We start from the raw sequence: 18,977 nt of genomic DNA, 5'->3' as shown, positions 1-18,977 counted from the left end.
CATACCCGAGCCAGACGCCATGCCCCTGTTGACCACCCCCTACGCCGAACTCGACCTGATCCGCCAGCCGGAACAGGCCAACGACCCACTGCAGGCTTTCGATGCCGCCGACGAGTACCTGCTTGCGCAGTTGCATGCACAGGCACCCGACGCCAGCTGCCGGGTGCTGGTGCTCAATGACAGCTTCGGTGCCTTGGCCGCCAGCCTGGCAGGCCGGCTGCAGGTGGTCAGCAGCGGCGATTCGCACCTGGCGCACCTGGCCCTGGAAAAGAACCTGGCGCGCAACGGCTTGCCGTTCGACAGCGTGCCCTTCGTGCCGGCCAGCGAACATTGGCAAGGCCCGTTCGACCGGGTGCTGGTGCGCGTGCCCAAGACCCTGGCCCTGCTTGAAGAACAGCTGATCCGCCTGCAGGGCCACCTGGCGCCTGGCGCGCAGGTGATTGCCGGGGCAATGATCAAGCACTTGCCCCACGCAGCCGGCGACCTGATGGAAAAGTACATAGGCCCGGTGCAGGCTTCGCTGGCGCAGAAAAAAGCCCGCCTGCTGACCGCAACGCTGGCCGAACGGCCGGCCGCAAGCTCGCCCTACCCTAGCCGCTATCGCCTCGACGCGCCGGCGCTGGAACTGGTCAACCACGCCAACGTGTTCTGCCGTGAAGGCCTGGATATCGGCACCCGGGCGTTCCTGCCGCATCTGCCACGCGACCTGGGCAACGCACGGGTTGCGGACCTGGGCTGCGGCAATGGCGTGCTGGCAATTGCCAGCGCTCTGGCCAACCCGGATGCCCAGTACACGCTGGTCGACGAATCGTACATGGCGGTGCAGTCGGCGCAGGAAAACTGGCAAGCCGCGCTGGGCGGACGCCCGGCGACCTTCATCGCAGCCGATGGGTTGGCCGGGGTGGAGAAGCAGTCGCTCGATGTGGTGCTGTGCAACCCGCCGTTCCACCAGCAGCAGGTGGTGGGCGATTTCCTTGCCTGGCGCATGTTCCAGCAGGCGCGCGAAGCGCTGGTGGTGGGTGGGGCGTTGTATATCGTGGGTAACCGCCACTTGGGCTATCACAGCAAGCTGGCGCGGTTGTTCCGGGGTGTGGAGCAGGTGGCGGCGACGCCCAAGTTTGTCATCCTCAAAGCCCGTAAATAAGCCTGTACCGGCCCTATCGCCGGCAAGCCAGCTCCCACAGGTGCAGCGTTGCCCAAGGGCAGTAGCTAACCTGTGGGAGCTGGCTTGCCGGCGATAGGGCCGGAGCAGGCTTACTCAATGGGTGGTAAGGCCCGCAGCCCCCATGAACAGCCGCATCACCCACGCTGCCACACCCAGGGCCGCAACACTCATTGCCCAGATCAGCACCAGCCAACCCAGTCGCTGCCACAGCGGTTTCTTCTCTTCCAGGCCATGTTTGCCGGTCATCATGCGGCCCTCCTAGTGATAGCCGTCTTCATGGGTCACCTTGCCGCGGAACACGTAGTAGCTCCAGAAGGTGTACATGAGAATGAACGGCAGGATGAACAGTGTGCCCACCAGCATGAAGCCCTGGCTTTGCGGTGGCGCTGCGGCATCCCAGATCGAAATCGACGGCGGGATGATGTTGGGCCACAGGCTGATGCCCAGGCCGCTGTAGCCGAGGAAGATCAGCACCAGGGTAAGCAGGAACGGCGTGTAGTGCGCATGGCGTGCCACCGCCTTGAGCAGCCCGTAGAACGTCACCAGTACCAGCAGCGGCACCGGCATGAACCAGATCAGGTTAGGCATGCTGAACCAGCGGTCGGCGATCTGTGGATAAGCGATCGGCGTCCACAGGCTGACGATACCGATGACTACCAGCAGTACCAGCGCCAGCGGCCGGGCCAGGTCATGCATCTTCTGTTGCAGCGGCCCTTCGGTCTTCATGATCAGCCAGGTGCACCCCAACAGGGTGTACGCAACGATCAACCCCACCCCACAGAACAGGGCGAACGGGGTGAGCCAGTCGAGGGTGCCACCGGCAAAATGGCGGTCGACCACCTTGAAGCCTTCGAGGAAGGCGCCCAGGGCCACGCCCTGGAAGAAGGTGGCGACCAGTGAGCCCCCGATGAACGCCTTGTCCCAGATATGCCGCTTGTCGGCCGTGGCCTTGAAGCGGAACTCGAAGGCCACGCCACGGAAGATCAAGCCGATCAGCATCAGGATCAGTGGCAGGTACAGGGCTTCGAGCACCACGGCATAGGCCATCGGGAACGCCCCGAACAGCCCTGCACCGCCCAGGACCAGCCAGGTTTCGTTGCCGTCCCACACCGGGGCGACGGTATTCATCATCACATCACGGTCCTGCTCGCCCTTGACGAACGGGAACAGCATGCCGATGCCCAGGTCGAAACCGTCCATCACCACGTACATCATGACGCCGAAAATGATGATCACGGCCCAAATCAGCGGAAGGTCGATACCCATGGCTCAGTCCTCCTTGCTCAGGCTGGCAGTCTTGGCCTCATGGCCGTCATCGGCGGCAGACAACGGCCGCGCCGGCGTGCGTTTCTGGCCGGGGCCGCCCGGTGTGTGCTCGTCGCCTTCGCCCGTCTGCGGGCCTTTGCGCACCAGGCGCATCATGTAGCCAAGGCCGGCGCCGAACAGGGCGAAATACACCACCACGAAGGCAACCAACGTGAAACCAAGCTGGGCGTAGCTGTGGTTGGACACACCGTCCGCGGTGCGCATCAGGCCATACACCACCCAGGGTTGGCGACCGATCTCGGTGGTGAACCAGCCGGCCAGCAATGCGATCAGCCCGGAAGGCCCCATCCATAGCGCCATATACAGGAACGGGCGCGAGGTGTAGAGCGTGCCGCGCTTGCGCAGCCAGAGGCTCCACAGGCCAACGAAGATCATCAGCAAGCCGAGCCCGACCATGATCCGGAACGACCAGAAGACGATGGTCGAGTTGGGCCGGTCCTCGGGCGGAAATTCCTTCATCGCCGGCACCTGCTTGTCCAGGCTGTGGGTCAGGATCAGGCTGCCGAGCGCCGGGATCTCGACCTTGAAGCGCGTGGTCTCGGCCTTCATGTCGGGGATACCGAACAGGATCAGCGGGGTCGGCTCGCCAGGCACATTCTCCCAGTGCCCTTCGATCGCCGCGATTTTCACCGGCTGGTGCTTGAGCGTATTGAGGCCGTGGAAGTCGCCAATCACCGCCTGGACCGGGGCAACGATCAACGCCATCCACATGGCCATCGACAGCATCTTGCGCACCGCCGGGTTGTCACGCCCGCGCAGCAGGTGCCAGGCCGCCGAGGCGCCGACGAAAAACGCAGTGGAAACGAACGCGGCCGTGGCCATGTGCATCAGCCGGTAGGGGAACGATGGGTTGAACACCACCGCAAACCAGTCCACCGGTATCACCCGGCCATCGATGATCTCGTGGCCTTGGGGGGTTTGCATCCAGCTGTTGGAGGCGAGGATCCAGAACGTGGAGACCAGCGTGCCGAGTGCCACCATGCACGTGGAGAAAAAGTGCAGGCCGCGGCCCACACGGTTCCAGCCAAACAGCATGACGCCAAGGAAACCTGCCTCGAGGAAGAAGGCGGTCAGCACCTCGTAGGTCAGTAACGGCCCGGTCACGGCGCCAGCGAACTCGGAGAAGCGGCTCCAGTTGGTACCAAACTGGTAGGCCATCACCAGGCCTGAGACCACGCCCATGCCGAAGTTGACGGCAAAGATCTTCGACCAGAAGTGATAGAGGTCACGGTAGACCTGCTGGTGGGTCCGCAGCCACAGGCCTTCGAGGACTGCAAGGTAGCTGGCCAGGCCAATGGTGATGGCCGGGAACAGGATGTGGAACGACACGGTAAAGGCAAACTGCATTCGGGCGAGCTCTAAGGCCTCTATTCCGAACATGGTGCTTCCTCTTCAGATAATCCGGCGTCCGGGCTTGTGGCCCAGTCGCCCACTGCCCCCACTTGGTCGAGTACGGCGCGTTGGAATTGTTCTGTTCGATCGCAGGGATTCCGGCCCAGAGGGCCAATTCGTTGAATCTGGAACGATTGACCCAGATCAACGAATGCTAGGAAGCATAGTCCCGAATAGGCCGGCGGGCCGTGTGGTTGTTTGCCGCGTGACCCGTTGCCCCACCCTCTTTCATAAAGCGTGAAAAAGTGCCGATTCGGGCAAACAGTAACTACTTGTTACAAACAGATGATACGCTGCGCGCCCCTCTACTGCGCCGAGGCCCCTGGTTTCCGATGTCCGATTCCGCACCGCAGTTGTTGCGTCACCACCGCCCCTTCCTGGCCTTCTGGCTGGCCCGTGTATTCACCGCCAGCGGCTTCCAGATGCTCACCGTGGCCATTGGCTGGCACCTCTACCAGTTGACCGGCAATGTGCTGGACCTGGGCCTGGTCGGCCTGGTCAAGTTCGCCCCGCGAGTGCTGTTCATGCTGCACACCGGGCATGTGGCCGACCGCTATGACCGGCGCAAGGTCGCCGCCCTGTGCCAGAGCCTGCAGGGGCTGATTGCCCTGGCGCTGGCGGTGGGCAGCGCCACCGACAACGTCACCCGCGAGCTGATCTTCGCCCTCGCCTTCCTGCTGGGCGCCACGCGCTCGTTCGAAATGCCGGCAACCCAGGCGCTGTTACCTAATGTGGTGCCGCCCGGGCTGTTCCCGCGGGCGGTGGCGGCTTCGGCGTCGGCTACCCAGTCGGCAACCATCGTGGCGCCGGCGGTGGGCGGCTTCCTGTATGCCTTTGGCAGCCTCTGGGTGTATGGCCCCACCGTGGCCCTGTATGCCATCGCCTGCGTGCTCACCCTGAGCCTGCAGGCGCGCGGCCAGGTGGTGCAGCGCGGGCGTGCCAGCATCGAATCGCTGCTGGCCGGCATCCGCTTCATCCGCAGCCGGCCCGACATTCTCGGGGCCATTTCGCTGGACCTGTTCGCCGTACTGCTGGGTGGGGCCACCGCGCTGCTGCCGGTGTTCGCCAAGGACATCCTGCTGACCGGCCCGCTGGGCCTGGGCCTGCTGCGTTCGGCGCCGGCGGTGGGGGCATTGTGCATGTCGCTGTGGCTGGCGCGCTTCCCGTTCGAACGCAACGTCGGGCGAACCATGTTCACAGCAGTCGGGGTATTCGGCGTGGCCACCATCGCCTTCGGCCTGTCGACCTCGTTCTGGTTCTCGCTGGCGGTGCTGGTGGTGCTGGGCGCGGCGGACATGATCAGCATGGTCATTCGCAGTTCGTTCGTGCAATTGGAGACACCGGATGAAATGCGCGGGCGAGTGAGCGCGGTGAACGGGTTGTTCATTGGTGCCTCGAACCAGCTCGGCGAATTCGAATCGGGCGTCACGGCGCACTGGTTTGGCACAGTGCCGGCGGTGGTGATGGGCGGGGTAGGCACGCTGGTGGTGACGGGGGTGTGGATAAAAATGTTTCCGACACTGGCCAAGCGGGACCGGTTGCATAATGGTTGATCAGTTGTCTGTGCCGGCGTCTTCGCGGGACAAGCCCGCTCCCACAGGCCGGTACAGGCAATAGGCAATGCCATTCCCAACGGCCATAGGCCCCCGCCAAGCATGCTGGTATGATGCGCGGCTTTTTTCCTCCCCACACAAAACCACGGCAACCGGTACGGTCTGTGCTTTGCTGATGGGGTCGATACATTCATGGCGCCGGGGGCGCCTTGGGGAGCGGGCATGCTGGAAAGGCTGTTTCAACTAAGAGCACACAACACCAACGTGCGCACCGAGATTCTCGCGGGCGTCACCACCTTCCTGGCCATGGCCTACATCCTGTTCGTCAACCCGAGCATCCTCGGCGAGACCGGCATGGACAAGGGCGCGATCTTCGTCGCCACCTGCCTGGCAGCGGCCATCGGCTCTGCGACCATGGGCCTGATTGCCAACTACCCGATCGCCCTGGCGCCGGGCATGGGCCTGAACGCGTTCTTCACCTACACCGTGGTGCTGCACATGGGCCACACCTGGCAAGTGGCGCTGGGCGCGGTGTTCCTGTCGGCGGTGATGTTCTTCCTGTTGTCGATCTTCCGCATCCGCGAATGGATCGTGAACAGCATCCCGCTGCCGCTGCGTTCGGCGATTGCCGCCGGTATCGGTCTGTTCCTGGCATTGATCGCCCTGCATAACGCCGGCATCGTCGTTGATAACCCGGCCACCTTGGTGGGCATGGGCGACCTCAAGCAGCCGTCGGTGATTCTCGCCACGCTGGGCTTCTTCCTGATCGTCGGCCTTGAGTCGCTGAAGGTGCGTGGCGCGGTGTTGATCGGCATCCTGGCCGTCACCGTCGCATCGATCGCAATGGGCGTGACGCCGTTCGGCGGGATCGTGTCGATGCCACCTTCGCTGGCACCCACCTTCCTGCAGCTGGACATCGCCGGTGCCCTCGATGTGGGCCTGATCAGCGTGATCTTCGCGTTCCTGTTCGTCGACCTGTTCGACAACTCCGGCACCCTGATCGCCGTGGCCAAGCGCGCCGGCCTGATGGGCAAGGACGGCCACATGCCGAAGATGGGCCGCGCCCTGATCGCCGACAGCACCGCCGCCATGGCCGGTTCCCTGCTGGGCACCTCGACCACCACCAGCTACATCGAGTCCGCTGCGGGCGTGAGCGCCGGTGGCCGCACCGGCCTGACTGCCATCGTGGTTGCCGTGCTGTTCCTGCTGGCGCTGTTCTTCGCCCCCCTGGCCGGTAGCGTGCCGGCGTTCGCCACCGCGCCGGCGCTGCTGTTCGTCGCCGTGCTGATGGCCTCGGGCCTGGCAGAAATAAACTGGGACGACGTCACCGAAGCTGCACCGGTGGTGGTGACCGCCCTGGCCATGCCGCTGACCTACTCGATCGCCAACGGTATCGCCTTCGGCTTCATCTCCTGGACCGCCGTCAAGCTGATCTCCGGCCGCCACCGCGACCTGAACCCAGCCCTGGTGATCCTTTCCATCCTGTTCGTCATCAAGCTGGGCTGGTTCAACGCATGAGTGCTGCTTTCGACCCCTCCTCCTACGCCACCCAGCTGGACGCCAAGGTTGCCCGGCTACGCGAGCTGCTGGCGCCATTCGGCGCGCCGGAACCGGCTGTTTTCGACTCGCCGCGCGAGCACTACCGCCTGCGCGCCGAGTTCCGCCTGTGGCGCGAGGACGGCCAGCGCCACTACGCCATGTTTGCCCCGGGCGATAAGCACAAGGCGATCCTGATCGAGGATTTCCCCATCGCCAGCCAGCGCATCAATGCACTGATGCCCCGCCTGAAGGCGGCCTGGCAGGCCAGCGAGGAACTGGGCAACCGCCTGTTCCAGGTGGAGTTCCTCACCACCCTGGCCGGCGATGCGATGATCACCATGTGCTACCACCGTCCGCTGGACGAGGCCTGGGAAGCAGAAGCGCGGCAATTGGCTGAAGCGCTGGGCGTGAGCGTGATCGGCCGCTCCAAGGGCAAGCGCCTGGTGATCGGCCGCGACTACGCGGTGGAAAAACTCGACGTGGCTGGCCGTGTGTTCAGCTATCGCCAGCCGGAAGGCGCCTTCACCCAGCCCAACGGCGCGGTGAACCAGAAGATGCTGAGCTGGGCCTTCGAGGCCATTGGCGAGCGCCAGGACGATTTGCTGGAGCTGTACTGCGGCAACGGCAACTTCACCCTGCCGCTGGCCACCCGCGTGCGCCAGGTGCTGGCGACCGAAATCAGCAAGACCTCGGTCAATGCCGCGCTGAGCAACCTCGACGAGAACGCTGTGGATAACGTGCGCCTGGTACGCTTGTCGGCCGAAGAGCTGACCCAGGCGCTGAATGAGGTGCGGCCGTTCCGTCGCCTGGAAGGCATAGACCTGAAAAGCTATGAGTTCGGCACGGTGTTTGTCGACCCACCACGGGCCGGCATGGACCCGGACACCTGCGAACTGACCCGGCGTTTCGAGCGGATTCTGTACATCTCCTGCAACCCCGAAACCCTGGCGCAGAACATCGCCCAGCTGCAAGATACCCACCGTATCGAACGCTGTGCGCTGTTCGACCAGTTCCCGTACACCCATCACATGGAAAGCGGCGTGTTGCTGGTCCGGCGCTGAACTGCCACCCGGTGGGGCCTGTACGGCCCACCGGGCGCTTCAGGAGAGTTATGCCGATGGACCAGCTGAACGCCATGCAGACCTTCCGCCGGGTCGTCGACCTCGGCAGCTTCAGTGCCGCCGCCAGCCTGACAGGCCAGTCCCATACCGTGCTATCACGCCAGGTGAAACAGCTGGAACGCCAGCTGGGCACGCAACTGCTTACCCGCACTACCCGTCGCCTGCACCTGACCGAAGCCGGAACACTGTTCTATCGCCACTGCGTGCAGATTCTGGAACAGATGCAAGCGATGACCCTGGAACTGTCCGAGCATCAGCAACAACCCACGGGCAACCTGCGCCTGGGCGTGGCGACCGCATTTGGCGAGCTTGAATTGGCGCGCTGGTTGCCGGACTTTGTCGAACGCCACCCGCATTTGCAGGTAGAGCTCAATTGCAGCGACCGTTTCGTCGACCTGCTGGAAGAAGAAATCGATGTCTGCCTGCGGATCACCGATCATCTGCCTGACTCCAGCCTGGTTGCTCGCCTGCTGGCGCACAGCGAGGTGCTGCTGGTGGCAGCGCCGCGCTATCTGCAACGCCACGGCACGCCCACTTCCCTCGACACGTTGGCCGTCCATCCCCTGCTCGGCTACAGCAATCTGCCTCACCCACAGCGTCTGTTTCTGACCAACCCAGAGGGTGAACAGCGCAACATCCTGATGCCCCGGCGCCTCAGCGCCAACTCGCCGATGGCCCTGCGCGCTGCTGCCATTGGCGGGCTGGGCATTGCCAGCTTTGATCGTTTCATCGTGCATGACGCCTTGCTGGACGGGCGCCTGGTGCCGGTGCTCAAGGACTGGAAATTACCACCACGCAACCTGTATGCGGTGTACCCCCAAAGCCGCTACCTGGCACCCAAGGTGCGGGCGTTGCTGGACTATGCGCAAACCTACTACGCGCAGCCGAGATGGCAGGCCTGATCTGTGCAAAACATGAACAAGTCATGCGCGTCGATAGGCGTATTTGTGCAGGAACGGTTTAGTTAGGCTTCGTTGCACTGTCACTCAACGAAGGAACACCACCATGAAGGCATTGCAGGCAATCATCGCGGGCGTGGCGCTCGCCACCCTGGCCGTTGGCATCAACGCAGCAGAAAAAACCGTGTCAGTACCCGATAGCGCAGCATTGAAGTGGCAGGACGTACCCAACACCAACGGCGCAGTCAGCTACGCCAACGTTGAGGGGGACATTTTCGGCAAGGGGCCTTACTCGGCCTATGTGAAATTCAGCAAAGGGACCGACAATGGTTTGCACCAGCACAGCCAGGCACTGCCGACCGTGGTGCTGAAGGGTACTTTCTACGCGGTAATCGATGGCAAGCGCACCGAGTTTTCAGCCGGGTCCTACTACAAGCTGCCGGCCGACCTGGTGCATGAAAGCGGGTGCACTGCGGCGGCCGATTGCCTGCTGTTCCAGTACCAGGCCGATGCTTTCGACCTGAAGCCTGTGAACGGCTGACAGCCCGGGGCCGCCTTGCGGCCCCAGCCTCCCATCAGAAGTCGAAGAACACCGTCTCCCCTTCCCCCTGAATACGGATATCAAAGCGATACGCCGTCTTCCCGTCCACTTCGCAACGCTTGGCAATCAAGGTTTCACGCCGCTGTGGCTGCTCGATCAGGTTGAGCACCGGGCACTTGGCATTGGCCTGGGCTTCGTCATCGAAGTACAGGCGCGTGTGCAGGTGGATGTTGATACCACGGGCAAACAGGCTGATGTTGATGTGCGGCGCCATCGGCACGCCAGCCGCATTGTTCACCACACCCGGCTTGACCGTGTGCAGGGTCCACTCACCGGCATCGAAGGTGGTAGCGGTGCGGCCAAAGCTGTTGAAGGCGTTTTCCAGGTTGTAGGCATCCTGGTACTCGCCATTGGCGTCGGCCTGCCACACTTCAAGGAACGAGTCGCGCACCAGGTGGCCGTTACCGTCATACACCTGGCCAAGCAGCAGAATGTGCTCGCCTGGCGCGTCTGGCTTGGCCAGGCGGTTCCAGATTTCCTGATCGCGGGTCGGGTTGCCGGCCGCTTCCAGGGCCAGGCCGATGTGCACGTAGGGGCCGGCGGTCTGCGAAGGGGTTTCCGGCAGCAGTTCGATTGGCATGGCGGGTTCCTCAGCAGTTTTCGAAGTGGGTCTTGCGCTGGCCGCGCAGCACGATGTCGAAGCGGTAGGCCAGGCAGTCCATCGGGTTAGCGTTGCTCATGTCGAGCTTGGCGATCAACTGCTGTACAGCTTCAGGGTTGGCGATCGACTTGACGATCGGGCACATCGGGATCAGCGGGTCACCCTCGAAATACAGCTGGGTGATCAGCTTGGTGGCAATCGACGGGCCGCTGATGCCGAAGTGGATGTGCGCCGGGCGCCAGTCGTTAGGGCCGTTGCGCCATGGGTACGGGCCCGGCTTGATGGTGCGGAAGCTGTAATAGCCGTCGCTGTCGGTCAGGCAACGGCCGACACCACCGAAGTTCGGGTCTAGCGGTGCCAGGTAACGGTCGTTCTTGTGCCGATAGCGGCCACCGGCGTTGGCTTGCCACATCTCCACCAGGGTGTTCGGCACAGGCTTGCCGTACTGGTCGACCACGCGGCCGGCCACGATGATGCGCTCGCCGATTGGCAGGCCGCCGTTGTTGAAGTTCAGCAACAGGTCATGGTCGTGGGCGCCGAAGCCCAGGTGGGAAAAGTTCGGACCAGTGGTTTCGCTGATCGACTGCGGAATACTGACCAGTGCCTGGCGCGGCGAGCGGGCAATGGACGTTTTGTAGTCAGGCGTAAGGGCTTTGGGGTGCCAGTTGCGATCACGGATCACGAAGCGGCTGTTGTCCTGTGCGGGCATGCCGGTTTCCTCTCTTGGAATTATGTGAACGCCTGGGCGTGGCAGGCGGACTTACAGTTTCCGGCAGGTCGCGCGCGATTAATATTGAAATCGACCACTCCATACATAACCAAATGGTTATGGATTAACACCTTGGCCTGACAGTGGTGCAGTTCCTGAACTAATCTTTGTCTTCTTGTTTCACGCTCGGGAGAGCACTCATGGAATGGCGAAAAGGCCGACGCAGCGACAACGTGGTCGATGCCCGGGGTGAAGGTGGCGGTGGCGGCGGCATGCGTTTCGGCGGCGGCAAAGGCCTGGGGCTTGGGGCGATTCTGCTGATCGTCGGCATCGGCTGGCTCACCGGGCAGGACCCATTGCAGATTCTGGGCCAGCTCACCGGCCAGATGGAACAGCAGCAACAGCAGACGGCACCCAGTGGCACGGGCGCCAAGGCGCCACCGGCCAACGACCAGCAGGCCGAGTTCGTTGCCTCGGTGCTGGGCGACACCGAGGACACCTGGAAAGCGCTGTTTGCCGAAGCCGGCAAGCAATACCGTGACCCCAAGCTGGTGCTGTTCAGCGGCCAGGTCAATTCGGCCTGCGGCTTTGCCTCGGCAGCGGTGGGGCCGTTCTACTGCCCGGCGGACCAGCGGGTGTACCTGGACATGTCGTTCTTCCGTGAAATGGAAAACCGCTTCGCTGCGGCCGGCGACTTCGCCCAGGCCTACGTGATTGCCCACGAAATCGGCCACCATGTGCAGACCCTGCTGGGCGTTTCGGCCAAGGTCGATGCCGCACGCCGCAACGGCCAGCGCATGGAGGGCGATAACGGCCTGCTGGTGCGCCAGGAGCTGCAAGCCGACTGCCTGGCCGGGGTGTGGGCCTACCAGGCGCAAAAACGCCTGAACTGGCTGGAGCCGGGTGACGTCGAGGAAGCGCTGAACGCGGCCAACGCCATTGGCGATGACCGCCTGCAACAGCAAGGCCGCGGCCGCGTGGTACCGGACTCCTTCACCCATGGCACCTCGGCGCAGCGGGTGCGTTGGTTCAAGGCCGGGTTTGCCCAAGGTGAGGTGAACAGCTGCGATACCTTCAGCGCGCGCAGCCTCTGAAACTGCCGGGGCTGCTTTGCAGCCCCTGGTTATCCAGTTACAAATCTGCTGAAAAAGCGTTTCAGCTTCCCTGATCATTGCCGATAACCCCTGCACGAATCAGCGGGCAGCCAGAACAACAACGCCTTGCGATCGAAGATCAAGAGAGCGAAAACTACTTCTGGAGAGCGTGCATGAACAGCTGGTTCGCCAACATCAGCGTCAACCTCAAACTTGGCCTGGGCTTCGGCCTGGTGCTGATCCTCACCGGCCTGCTGGCCCTGACCGGCTGGACCAGCCTGGGCAGCCTGATCGACCGCAGCAACTGGATGGGTGACATCGGCCAGCTCAACAAAGACCTGACCGACCTGCGCATTGCGCGCCTGCAGTACATGATCGCCAACGGCGACGATACCGCCGCCGCCAACACCCAGACCAAGCTGGATGCCTTCAGCAAGCAGCAGGCCTACCTGGCCAGCACGTTCACAAGCCCGGACAACGTCAAGCTGCTCAATGAGCTGGGCGCAACCATCAGCGCCTACAAGGTCTCGCTGAACAAGATGCGCCAAGGCTACGACGCTACCCGCGCTGCGCGCGTTGCCATGGACGGTTCGGCCACCCGCGCCGACCAGGCCATGGACGCCCTCAGCCAGCAAGTGATGGCGCGCCCAGAGGCTGACAGCGTGCGCCTGGCCCAGTACCAGCTGATCAGCAAGGCCCGCCAGCAACTGCTACAGGTGCGCATCGACGTGCGCGGCTACATTGCCGACAACAGTGCTGCCAACGAGCAGGCCGCCCTGCGCCAGCTGGATGCAGCGCTAGCCGATATCGGCAACCTCAAGCGCCAGCTGCCCGCCGAGGACGCCCGCCTGCAACAGTTCGAAAGCTCGGTACTGGCCTACCGTGACGCCGTGCGCCAGTTCCGCGACGCGGTGGCCAACATCACCACCTCGCGCGCCGAAATGACGGTGCAGGGCGCCGATATCGTCAAGCGCAGCGATGCGCTGTACCAGATCCAGCTGGAACGCCGCGACATCGAGAGCACCCAGGCCCGCACCCTGCAGGCCATCGCTACCCTGCTGGCGCTGCTGGTCGGCATCCTGGCAGCGGTACTGATCACCCGCCAGATCACCGGCCCACTGCGTGAAACCCTGGTAGCGGTAGAAAAGATCGCCAGCGGCGACCTCACCCAGCATGCGCGCATCACCCGCCGCGACGAACTGGGCGTGCTGCAGCAAGGCATCGCGCGCATGGGCACCACCCTGCGCGAGCTGATCACCGGCATCCGCGACGGCGTCACCCAGATTGCCAGCGCCGCCGAAGAGCTGTCGGCAGTCACCGAACAGACCAGTGCCGGCGCCAACAGCCAGAAGGTCGAGACCGACCAGGTGGCCACCGCCATGCACGAAATGGCCGCCACCGTTCAGGAAGTGGCGCGCAATGCCGAGCAGGCCTCGCATGCCGCCACCGGTGCCGACGACGAGGCCCGCGCCGGCGACCGCGTGGTAGGCGAGGCGATTGGCCAGATCGAACGCCTGGCCGAGGACATGCACCGCTCCACCGAGGCCATGAACCTGCTGCAGCAGGAAAGCCAGAAGATCGGCAGCGTGATGGACGTGATCAAGTCGGTGGCCGAACAGACCAACCTGCTGGCGCTCAATGCGGCGATCGAGGCGGCGCGTGCCGGCGAGGCCGGTCGTGGTTTTGCCGTGGTCGCCGACGAAGTGCGTGGCCTGGCCCAGCGCACGCAGAAGTCCACCGAAGAAATCGAAGCGCTGATTGCCAGCCTGCAGGATGGGACCCAGCAAGTGGCGAACGCCATGCAGGGCAGCCGTACCTTGACCGACAGCAGCGTCGAACTGGCACGTAAGGCCGGGGCCTCGCTGGAAAACATCACCAGCACGGTGTCGAGCATCCAGTCGATGAACCAGCAGATTGCTGCGGCGGCGGAGCAACAGAGTGCGGTGGCTGAAGAGATCAGCCGCAGCATCCTGAATGTGCGTGATGTGTCCGAGCAGACGGCGGCGGCCAGTGACGAGACGGCAGCGTCGAGCGTGGAGCTTGCGCGGTTGGGTGGGCAGTTGCAGACACTGGTCAGCCAGTTCCGCGTTTGACCTGGGTAACCCGGGGCCGCTTTGCGGCCCTATCGCCGGCAAGCCAGGCTCCCACAGGGACTGCATAGGCCTCGTGGGCATCGCCTCCCTGTGGGAGCTGGCTTGCCGGCGATAGGGCCGGTACAGGTGTCCGCTTACTTGACGATCATCCCCACCCCACGCCCACGCGGATCGGAAGCGGTCTCAAGCTTCGCCCCATCCACCCGGATTGCCTGGATATCGCCCATCTCCCAGCCCTGGTCCTCCAGCACATAGCCCATCTGCTTCAGCTCATCCGCCACCGGCCCGGTCAGAGGTGCATAGCTGTCAAAGTAGATGGTGTCCTTGGGCAGCAACTGATGGTGCACGCGCTGCGCCGCCACCGCCTTGTCCAGCGGCATACCGTAGTCGTACAGGTTGTTCATCACCTGGAAGATCGAGGTGAAGATCCGCGAGCCCCCCGGGGTACCGATGACCAGCTCGACCTTGCCATCGCGAGTCATCAGGCTGGGGCTCATCGAGGACAGCATGCGCTTGCCCGGCTCGATTGCGTTGGCATCGCCACCGACTACGCCAAAGGCATTGGCAGCGCCTGGCTTGGCGCTGAAGTCATCCATCTCGTCATTGAGCAGGAAGCCTGCGCCCTTCACCACCACGCCGCTGCCGTAGTCGAGGTTGAGGGTGTAGGTGTTGCTGACCGCGTTGCCCTGCTTGTCGACGATCGAGAAATGCGTGGTCTGGTGCGGCTCAAGGCCGGGCTTGACCTTGTCGGTGTCAGAAATGGCCTTCGGGTTGACCTGCGCGGCGCGCTTGGCCAGGTAGTCCTTGGCCACCAGTTGGTCCACCGGCACCTTGGTAAAGGCCGGGTCGCCCAGGTAGTCGGCACGGTCGGCGAATACGCGCTTCTCGATTTCGGCCAACAGGTGGATGTACTGCGCCGAGTTGTGCGCCACCCCCTTGAAGTCCGCCGCGCGGTCTTCCTTGATGCCCAACAGCTGGGCCAAGGCGACGCCGCCAGAGCTTGGCGGTGGTGCGGTGTAGACCACGTTGCCACGCCAGCTCACCGCCATCGGCTCACGCCATACGGCTTTGTAATCCTTCAAGTCATCCTTGGTGATCAGGCCCTTGTCAGCCTGCATCTGCGCCACCAGCAGGTCGGCGGTCTTGCCCTGGTAGAACTCGCTCACGCCCTTGTCGGCGATGCGTTCCAGGGTCTGGGCCATTTCTGGCTGCTTGAACAGCTCGCCGACCTTCATGTTGCCGAAGTAGTCATTGAAGTTGGTCGCCGTCTTGAACAGGCCCTGGGCATCGTTGCGGTATTGGTACTGTTTCTCGGCCACCTTGAAGCCGTTTTTTGCATAGCCGATGGCCGGGGTCAGCAGCTCGCTCCAGGGCAGCTTGCCGAACTTCTGGTGCGCCTCCCAAAGGCCCATCACCGTGCCAGGCACACCCGCGGCGCGAACCCCGACCAGGCTGAGGTTTTCGATGACCTCGCCCTTGTCGTCCAGGTACATGTTGCGTGTAGCAGCCTTAGGCGCGACTTCGCGGTAGTCGAGGAAGTAGGGCTTGCCGTCGACGAATAATGTCATGAACCCACCACCGCCGATGTTACCGGCCTCCGGGTAAGTCACCGCCAGAGTGAAGGCCGTGGCCACTGCGGCGTCTACCGCGTTGCCACCCTTTTTCAGAATATCGGCGGCTACCTGTGCACCATATTGATCGGGTGCAGCCACCGCGCCGCCCTCCAGTGTGGCGGCATAAACCGAGGAACAGCTCAGGATCGCGGCTGCGAGAGCCAGGTACTGGAACGGGACAATACGCATGACACTTCCTTGGTGTTGTTTTTGTTGAGCAGTCAGTAAGGCCGAAGCGTTTCGACTGTGCAATCAACCGTAGGAAATTTCGCCGCCTGTGGACAGGATCTGTCGCGTTCAGGCAACTCAGCAGGCGTACATCGCCAGCTTGCGCTGGATAAAGTCGAGGAAGCACTGAATACGCAGCGCCAGCTGGGTATTGCGGTAGTACACCGCGTGGATCGGCTGGCGGTAGCCATTGTTGGCCTCGGCCAGGAGCACTTGCAGGCGCCCGGCGCGGATGTCCTCGTGGGTCATGAAGTGCGACAGGCTGACGATGCCCTCGCCGGCCAGTGCCAGCTGGCGCAGGGTCTCGCCGCTGGAGGCGATCAGTGCCGGGCGGATGCTGAAGCGGTCACCCTGGGCGTGGCGCAGCGGCCAATGGTTGAGCGATTCGGGCTGGCTGAAACCGAGCAGGCAGTGGTTGGCAAGGTCTTCGACCCGCTGCGGCGTGCCGTGCTGCTCAAGGTACGCCGGGCTGGCCAGCACCTGCACCGGGCTGCACCCCAGGTTGCGCGCGTGCAGGCTGGAGTCGGCCAGTTCGCCGATGCGGATCGCCACATCGGTGCTTTGCTCCAGCAGGTCGATGATCAGGTCATCGGTGTTCAGTTCCAGCTCGATGCCCGGGTACTCGCGACGGAACTCGCCGATCCACGGCAGGATGGCATGCAGCATGAACGGCGCAGCGGCGTTGATGCGCAAGCGCCCGGTGGGCGTCTGGTGGTTCATCGACAGGCGCTCTTCCATCTCGTCCATCTGCTCCAGGATCAACCGTGAGCGCTCAAGGAAGTAGCGACCCTCTTCGGTGAGGTCCATGCGCCGGGTGGTGCGGTTGACCAGGGTGGTACCCAGCTTGCCTTCCAGGCGCGACAAGGTGCGGCTGACGGCGGACGGGGTCTGGCCCATCTGCTCGGCGGCGGCAGAAATCGAGCCGCAATCGATGACGGCGACGAATACCTGGAGTTCTTCGGATCGGGTTTTCACATCTGGGCCTGTGGTTGGACTGTGCAAGGATTAGATAGCCGCTTGTCGAGGCCAAGTCCAGAGGCGCCTGTACCGGCCTCTTCGCGGGGCAAGCCCGCTCCCACAAGTTCTCCGCAGTCCTTCAGACCTGTGCAATACCTGTGGGAGCGGGCGAGCCCGCGAAGAGGCCAGAGCAGGCAACACATTACTTTGCCTTGCCAAACACCTTGTCCAGATGTGCTTCATAAGCCGTCAACGCCGCCGGCACATCCGGGCGCTTCATCACGTCCACCGCCAGGTAAGTCGGCAGGCCGGTCATGCCAAGGAACTGGTTGGCCTTGTGGAACGGGAAGTACACGGCATCCACACCCTTGCCTTCGAAGAAATCACTCGGGTCATCGAACGCCTGCTGCGGCGCATTCCAGGTCAGCGACAGCATGTACTGCTTGCCGTGCAACAGGCCACCGCTGCCGTACTTCTGGGTGTGGTCCGAACGGGTACGGCCATCGTTGGCGTAAAGGCTGCCATGGCCAGCGGTAAAGACTTCGTCGATGTACTTTTTCACGGTCCAGGGTGCGCCCATCCACCAGCCCGGCATCTGGTAGACGATGACATCGGCCCAGAGGAACTTCTCTACCTCGGCCTGCACGTCGTAGCCGCCGTCGATGAAGGTTTGCTGCACGTCGAAACCGGCACGGTCCAGGTGAGCGATGGCCGCTTCGTGCAAGGTCGCGTTGAGGCGGCCTTCGGAGTGAGCGAACTGTTTACCACCATTGAGCAGAAGGATCTTTTTCATGCTGGCCTCCCGGGCCGAGTCAAAATTGATGCCGGCAGGTTAGAGGCTCGCGGGGGAGGGATACAGCGATGACGGGGCAAAATACAATTGACCAGAAGTCACGAATGGGCAAAGCATTATTGCCGTAGAATCGATTCACAACCCATCACCGAGTAGCGCCCCATGAGTGAGCAGTTCGCCTTCATCCTCAAAGCCAAGACCCGCCCGGAAATGGCTGATGCGTTCGAATCCCTGTTCCGCCCCTTCGTCGAGCCCAGCCGCCAGGAGCCGGGCTGCATCGAGTACCACATGCTGCGCGACCAGCAGGACCCGAGCCTGTTCGTATTCTTTGAAGTGTGGGCCGACCAGGCCGCGCTGGACGTGCACTCGGCCTTGCCGCACATGAAGGCGTTTTTTGAAAAGCGCATGGACTACCTGGAGCGCGATTTCGATATCCAGCGGGTCGACATGCTCAGCGCATCATGCGCTAGCCGTTGATCAGCAAGTGGCCGCCGAGTGCGGCCAAGCCGATGAAGAAGCAACGCTTGAACATCTGCGCGCTGATGCGCTGGCGCAACCACTGCCCGGCCAGCATGCCGAGCAAGGCGGGCGCCAGCATCAGCAGCGAAGCCCCCAACGCCTGGCCACCGAGGGCATCCTGCCCGGCCAGGCCAACGGCCAGCGCAAGGGTCGACACCGTGAACGAAAGGCCCAGGGCCTGGATCATCTGTTCACGGCTCAGGCCCAGGCTTTGCAGGTAGGGCACGGCAGGTATCACGAAAACCCCGGTTGCCGCCGTGACCATCCCCGTCACCAGCCCGCAGGCCGGCCCCAGCCAACGCTCGTGCGCCGGCGCCAGGTGCACGCCCGGGCCGACCAGCCCGTACAACGCATACACCAGCAAGGCCGCACCCAGCGCGTGCACGGCCCATGGGCCACTGTCGATCCCCAGCCAGGCACTGCCCAGCAAGGTGCCAATGACGATCAGCGTCAGCATCGGCCCCAGCCGCACCAGCAACGGCCGCAGGTGCCCGCCGCTGGCCAGTTGCCAAAGGTTGGTGAGGGTCGAAGGCACGATCAGCAACGCGGCAGCCTGCCCCGGCGGCATAGCCAGGCCCAGCAGGCCCATGGCGATGGTCGGCAGGCCCAAGCCGATCACCCCCTTGACCGCGCCTGCCAGCAGGAAGGTCAGTACCACCAGCAGCGACAGTGCCGGGCCAATGTTGTGATAGAAAGCAAGCAAGGTTGTCATGGGCTGATGATGGCGGGTTCCGGGCAGCGGGAAAATCTGCCATACACTTAGCCAGACTCTTG

Annotated in this window: 18 protein-coding genes and 1 pseudogene; 10 read left to right on the top strand and 9 right to left on the bottom strand. The window is 63.4% G+C overall.

All coding sequences use genetic code 11. The annotated features are described in order from the left end of the window. Positions 1–19 precede the first annotated feature (19 nt). A complete protein-coding gene (locus tag N805_RS26320; RefSeq protein ID WP_019472665.1) occupies positions 20–1,144 on the top strand; it encodes a methyltransferase in 1,125 nt (374 codons plus the stop codon). 114 nt (positions 1,145–1,258) lie between these two features. Here the strand turns inward: N805_RS26320 and N805_RS26315 are convergent, their stop codons facing one another. The 3 genes from N805_RS26315 to N805_RS26305 are packed head-to-tail and all read right to left on the bottom strand — an operon-like array spanning position 1,259 to position 3,871. Next, positions 1,259–1,414 carry a DUF2474 domain-containing protein gene (locus N805_RS26315; RefSeq protein ID WP_016489104.1) on the bottom strand — a complete coding sequence of 52 codons (156 nt, stop codon included), beginning with the start codon at positions 1,412–1,414 and terminating at the stop codon, positions 1,259–1,261. 9 nt (positions 1,415–1,423) lie between these two features. Then, positions 1,424–2,431, bottom strand: coding sequence for a cytochrome d ubiquinol oxidase subunit II (gene cydB / locus N805_RS26310; protein WP_019473084.1), 1,008 nt, complete (start codon positions 2,429–2,431; stop codon positions 1,424–1,426). 3 nt (positions 2,432–2,434) lie between these two features. Next, entirely contained in the window at positions 2,435–3,871 is a 1,437-nt protein-coding gene (locus N805_RS26305; protein ID WP_019473085.1) for a cytochrome ubiquinol oxidase subunit I, read from the bottom strand. Between the two features lie 344 nt (positions 3,872–4,215). On the opposite strand from N805_RS26305, the gene N805_RS26300 reads away from it, so the two are divergent. From N805_RS26300 to N805_RS26280, 5 genes are all read left to right on the top strand, one after another. After that, on the top strand, positions 4,216–5,436 hold the full coding sequence (locus N805_RS26300; RefSeq protein ID WP_019473086.1) for an MFS transporter: 1,221 nt from the start codon (positions 4,216–4,218) through the stop codon (positions 5,434–5,436). A 222-nt stretch (positions 5,437–5,658) separates the two neighbouring features. Beyond that, entirely contained in the window at positions 5,659–6,954 is a 1,296-nt protein-coding gene (locus N805_RS26295) for an NCS2 family permease (protein ID WP_016497921.1), read from the top strand. Next, entirely contained in the window at positions 6,951–8,036 is a 1,086-nt protein-coding gene (gene trmA / locus N805_RS26290) for a tRNA (uridine(54)-C5)-methyltransferase TrmA (RefSeq protein WP_019473087.1), read from the top strand. The genes N805_RS26295 and trmA overlap by 4 nt, the downstream gene beginning before the upstream one ends. A 56-nt stretch (positions 8,037–8,092) precedes the next feature. Beyond that, positions 8,093–8,998 carry a LysR family transcriptional regulator gene (locus N805_RS26285; RefSeq protein WP_019473088.1) on the top strand — a complete coding sequence of 302 codons (906 nt, stop codon included), beginning with the start codon at positions 8,093–8,095 and terminating at the stop codon, positions 8,996–8,998. A gap of 103 nt (positions 8,999–9,101) precedes the next feature. Then, positions 9,102–9,536, top strand: coding sequence for a cupin domain-containing protein (locus tag N805_RS26280; RefSeq protein WP_019473089.1), 435 nt, complete (start codon positions 9,102–9,104; stop codon positions 9,534–9,536). A 34-nt stretch (positions 9,537–9,570) separates the two neighbouring features. On the opposite strand, the gene pcaG is transcribed toward N805_RS26280, so the two are convergent. Both pcaG and pcaH read right to left on the bottom strand, forming a co-directional pair. Beyond that, complete coding sequence (pcaG, locus tag N805_RS26275; protein WP_003251601.1) at positions 9,571–10,176, bottom strand: protocatechuate 3,4-dioxygenase subunit alpha; 606 nt, start codon at positions 10,174–10,176, stop codon at positions 9,571–9,573. 10 nt (positions 10,177–10,186) lie between these two features. After that, positions 10,187–10,906: a protocatechuate 3,4-dioxygenase subunit beta gene (gene pcaH / locus N805_RS26270; protein WP_016489110.1), complete on the bottom strand. Its 720-nt coding sequence runs from the start codon at positions 10,904–10,906 to the stop codon at positions 10,187–10,189. Positions 10,907–11,106: 200 nt separating this feature from the next. Between pcaH and N805_RS26265 the strand changes: the two genes are divergently transcribed. The 3 genes and pseudogenes from N805_RS26265 to N805_RS31365 all read left to right on the top strand — a co-directional run bounded on the left by N805_RS26265 (position 11,107) and on the right by N805_RS31365 (position 14,093). Then, entirely contained in the window at positions 11,107–12,000 is an 894-nt protein-coding gene (locus N805_RS26265) for a neutral zinc metallopeptidase (RefSeq protein WP_019473090.1), read from the top strand. A gap of 173 nt (positions 12,001–12,173) precedes the next feature. Next, a pseudogene (locus tag N805_RS31370) lies at positions 12,174–13,190 on the top strand (methyl-accepting chemotaxis protein); the annotation flags it as partial. 39 nt (positions 13,191–13,229) lie between these two features. Then, positions 13,230–14,093: a methyl-accepting chemotaxis protein gene (locus N805_RS31365; protein ID WP_371113239.1), complete on the top strand. Its 864-nt coding sequence runs from the start codon at positions 13,230–13,232 to the stop codon at positions 14,091–14,093. 134 nt (positions 14,094–14,227) lie between these two features. Here the strand turns inward: N805_RS31365 and ggt are convergent, their stop codons facing one another. From ggt to N805_RS26245, 3 genes are all read right to left on the bottom strand, one after another. After that, the gene (ggt, locus tag N805_RS26255) at positions 14,228–15,895 is read right to left on the bottom strand and encodes a gamma-glutamyltransferase (protein WP_019473092.1); all 1,668 of its coding nucleotides are present in this window, start codon (positions 15,893–15,895) and stop codon (positions 14,228–14,230) included. Between the two features lie 117 nt (positions 15,896–16,012). Continuing rightward, positions 16,013–16,909 (bottom strand): LysR family transcriptional regulator, encoded by an 897-nt coding sequence (locus N805_RS26250; protein ID WP_019473093.1) that lies wholly within the window; start codon positions 16,907–16,909, stop codon positions 16,013–16,015. A gap of 184 nt (positions 16,910–17,093) precedes the next feature. After that, positions 17,094–17,684 (bottom strand): NAD(P)H-dependent oxidoreductase, encoded by a 591-nt coding sequence (locus N805_RS26245; protein WP_019473094.1) that lies wholly within the window; start codon positions 17,682–17,684, stop codon positions 17,094–17,096. A gap of 162 nt (positions 17,685–17,846) precedes the next feature. On the opposite strand from N805_RS26245, the gene N805_RS26240 reads away from it, so the two are divergent. After that, positions 17,847–18,161: a putative quinol monooxygenase gene (locus tag N805_RS26240; RefSeq protein ID WP_019473095.1), complete on the top strand. Its 315-nt coding sequence runs from the start codon at positions 17,847–17,849 to the stop codon at positions 18,159–18,161. On the opposite strand, the gene N805_RS26235 is transcribed toward N805_RS26240, so the two are convergent. Then, a complete protein-coding gene (locus N805_RS26235; RefSeq protein WP_019473096.1) occupies positions 18,151–18,915 on the bottom strand; it encodes a sulfite exporter TauE/SafE family protein in 765 nt (254 codons plus the stop codon). The genes N805_RS26240 and N805_RS26235 overlap by 11 nt on opposite strands. Between the last annotated feature and the right edge of the window lie 62 nt (positions 18,916–18,977).

Source organism: Pseudomonas putida S13.1.2 (assembly GCF_000498395.2).
Lineage (GTDB): Bacteria > Pseudomonadota > Gammaproteobacteria > Pseudomonadales > Pseudomonadaceae > Aquipseudomonas > Aquipseudomonas putida_Q.
This window is presented reverse-complemented; position numbering and strand designations above follow the sequence as displayed.

Coding starts and splice junctions, on each gene's coding strand:
- ggt (WP_019473092.1), bottom strand. CDS start 15,895: ATGCGTATTGTCCCGTTCCAGTACCTGGCTCTCGCAGCCGCGATCCTG.
- N805_RS26235 (WP_019473096.1), bottom strand. CDS start 18,915: ATGACAACCTTGCTTGCTTTCTATCACAACATTGGCCCGGCACTGTCG.
- N805_RS26300 (WP_019473086.1), top strand. CDS start 4,216: ATGTCCGATTCCGCACCGCAGTTGTTGCGTCACCACCGCCCCTTCCTG.
- N805_RS26320 (WP_019472665.1), top strand. CDS start 20: ATGCCCCTGTTGACCACCCCCTACGCCGAACTCGACCTGATCCGCCAG.
- pcaH (WP_016489110.1), bottom strand. CDS start 10,906: ATGCCCGCACAGGACAACAGCCGCTTCGTGATCCGTGATCGCAACTGG.
- trmA (WP_019473087.1), top strand. CDS start 6,951: ATGAGTGCTGCTTTCGACCCCTCCTCCTACGCCACCCAGCTGGACGCC.
- N805_RS26305 (WP_019473085.1), bottom strand. CDS start 3,871: ATGTTCGGAATAGAGGCCTTAGAGCTCGCCCGAATGCAGTTTGCCTTT.
- cydB (WP_019473084.1), bottom strand. CDS start 2,431: ATGGGTATCGACCTTCCGCTGATTTGGGCCGTGATCATCATTTTCGGC.
- pcaG (WP_003251601.1), bottom strand. CDS start 10,176: ATGCCAATCGAACTGCTGCCGGAAACCCCTTCGCAGACCGCCGGCCCC.
- N805_RS26280 (WP_019473089.1), top strand. CDS start 9,102: ATGAAGGCATTGCAGGCAATCATCGCGGGCGTGGCGCTCGCCACCCTG.
- N805_RS26245 (WP_019473094.1), bottom strand. CDS start 17,684: ATGAAAAAGATCCTTCTGCTCAATGGTGGTAAACAGTTCGCTCACTCC.
- N805_RS26285 (WP_019473088.1), top strand. CDS start 8,093: ATGGACCAGCTGAACGCCATGCAGACCTTCCGCCGGGTCGTCGACCTC.
- N805_RS26295 (WP_016497921.1), top strand. CDS start 5,659: ATGCTGGAAAGGCTGTTTCAACTAAGAGCACACAACACCAACGTGCGC.
- N805_RS26315 (WP_016489104.1), bottom strand. CDS start 1,414: ATGATGACCGGCAAACATGGCCTGGAAGAGAAGAAACCGCTGTGGCAG.
- N805_RS31365 (WP_371113239.1), top strand. CDS start 13,230: ATGGGCACCACCCTGCGCGAGCTGATCACCGGCATCCGCGACGGCGTC.
- N805_RS26240 (WP_019473095.1), top strand. CDS start 17,847: ATGAGTGAGCAGTTCGCCTTCATCCTCAAAGCCAAGACCCGCCCGGAA.
- N805_RS26265 (WP_019473090.1), top strand. CDS start 11,107: ATGGAATGGCGAAAAGGCCGACGCAGCGACAACGTGGTCGATGCCCGG.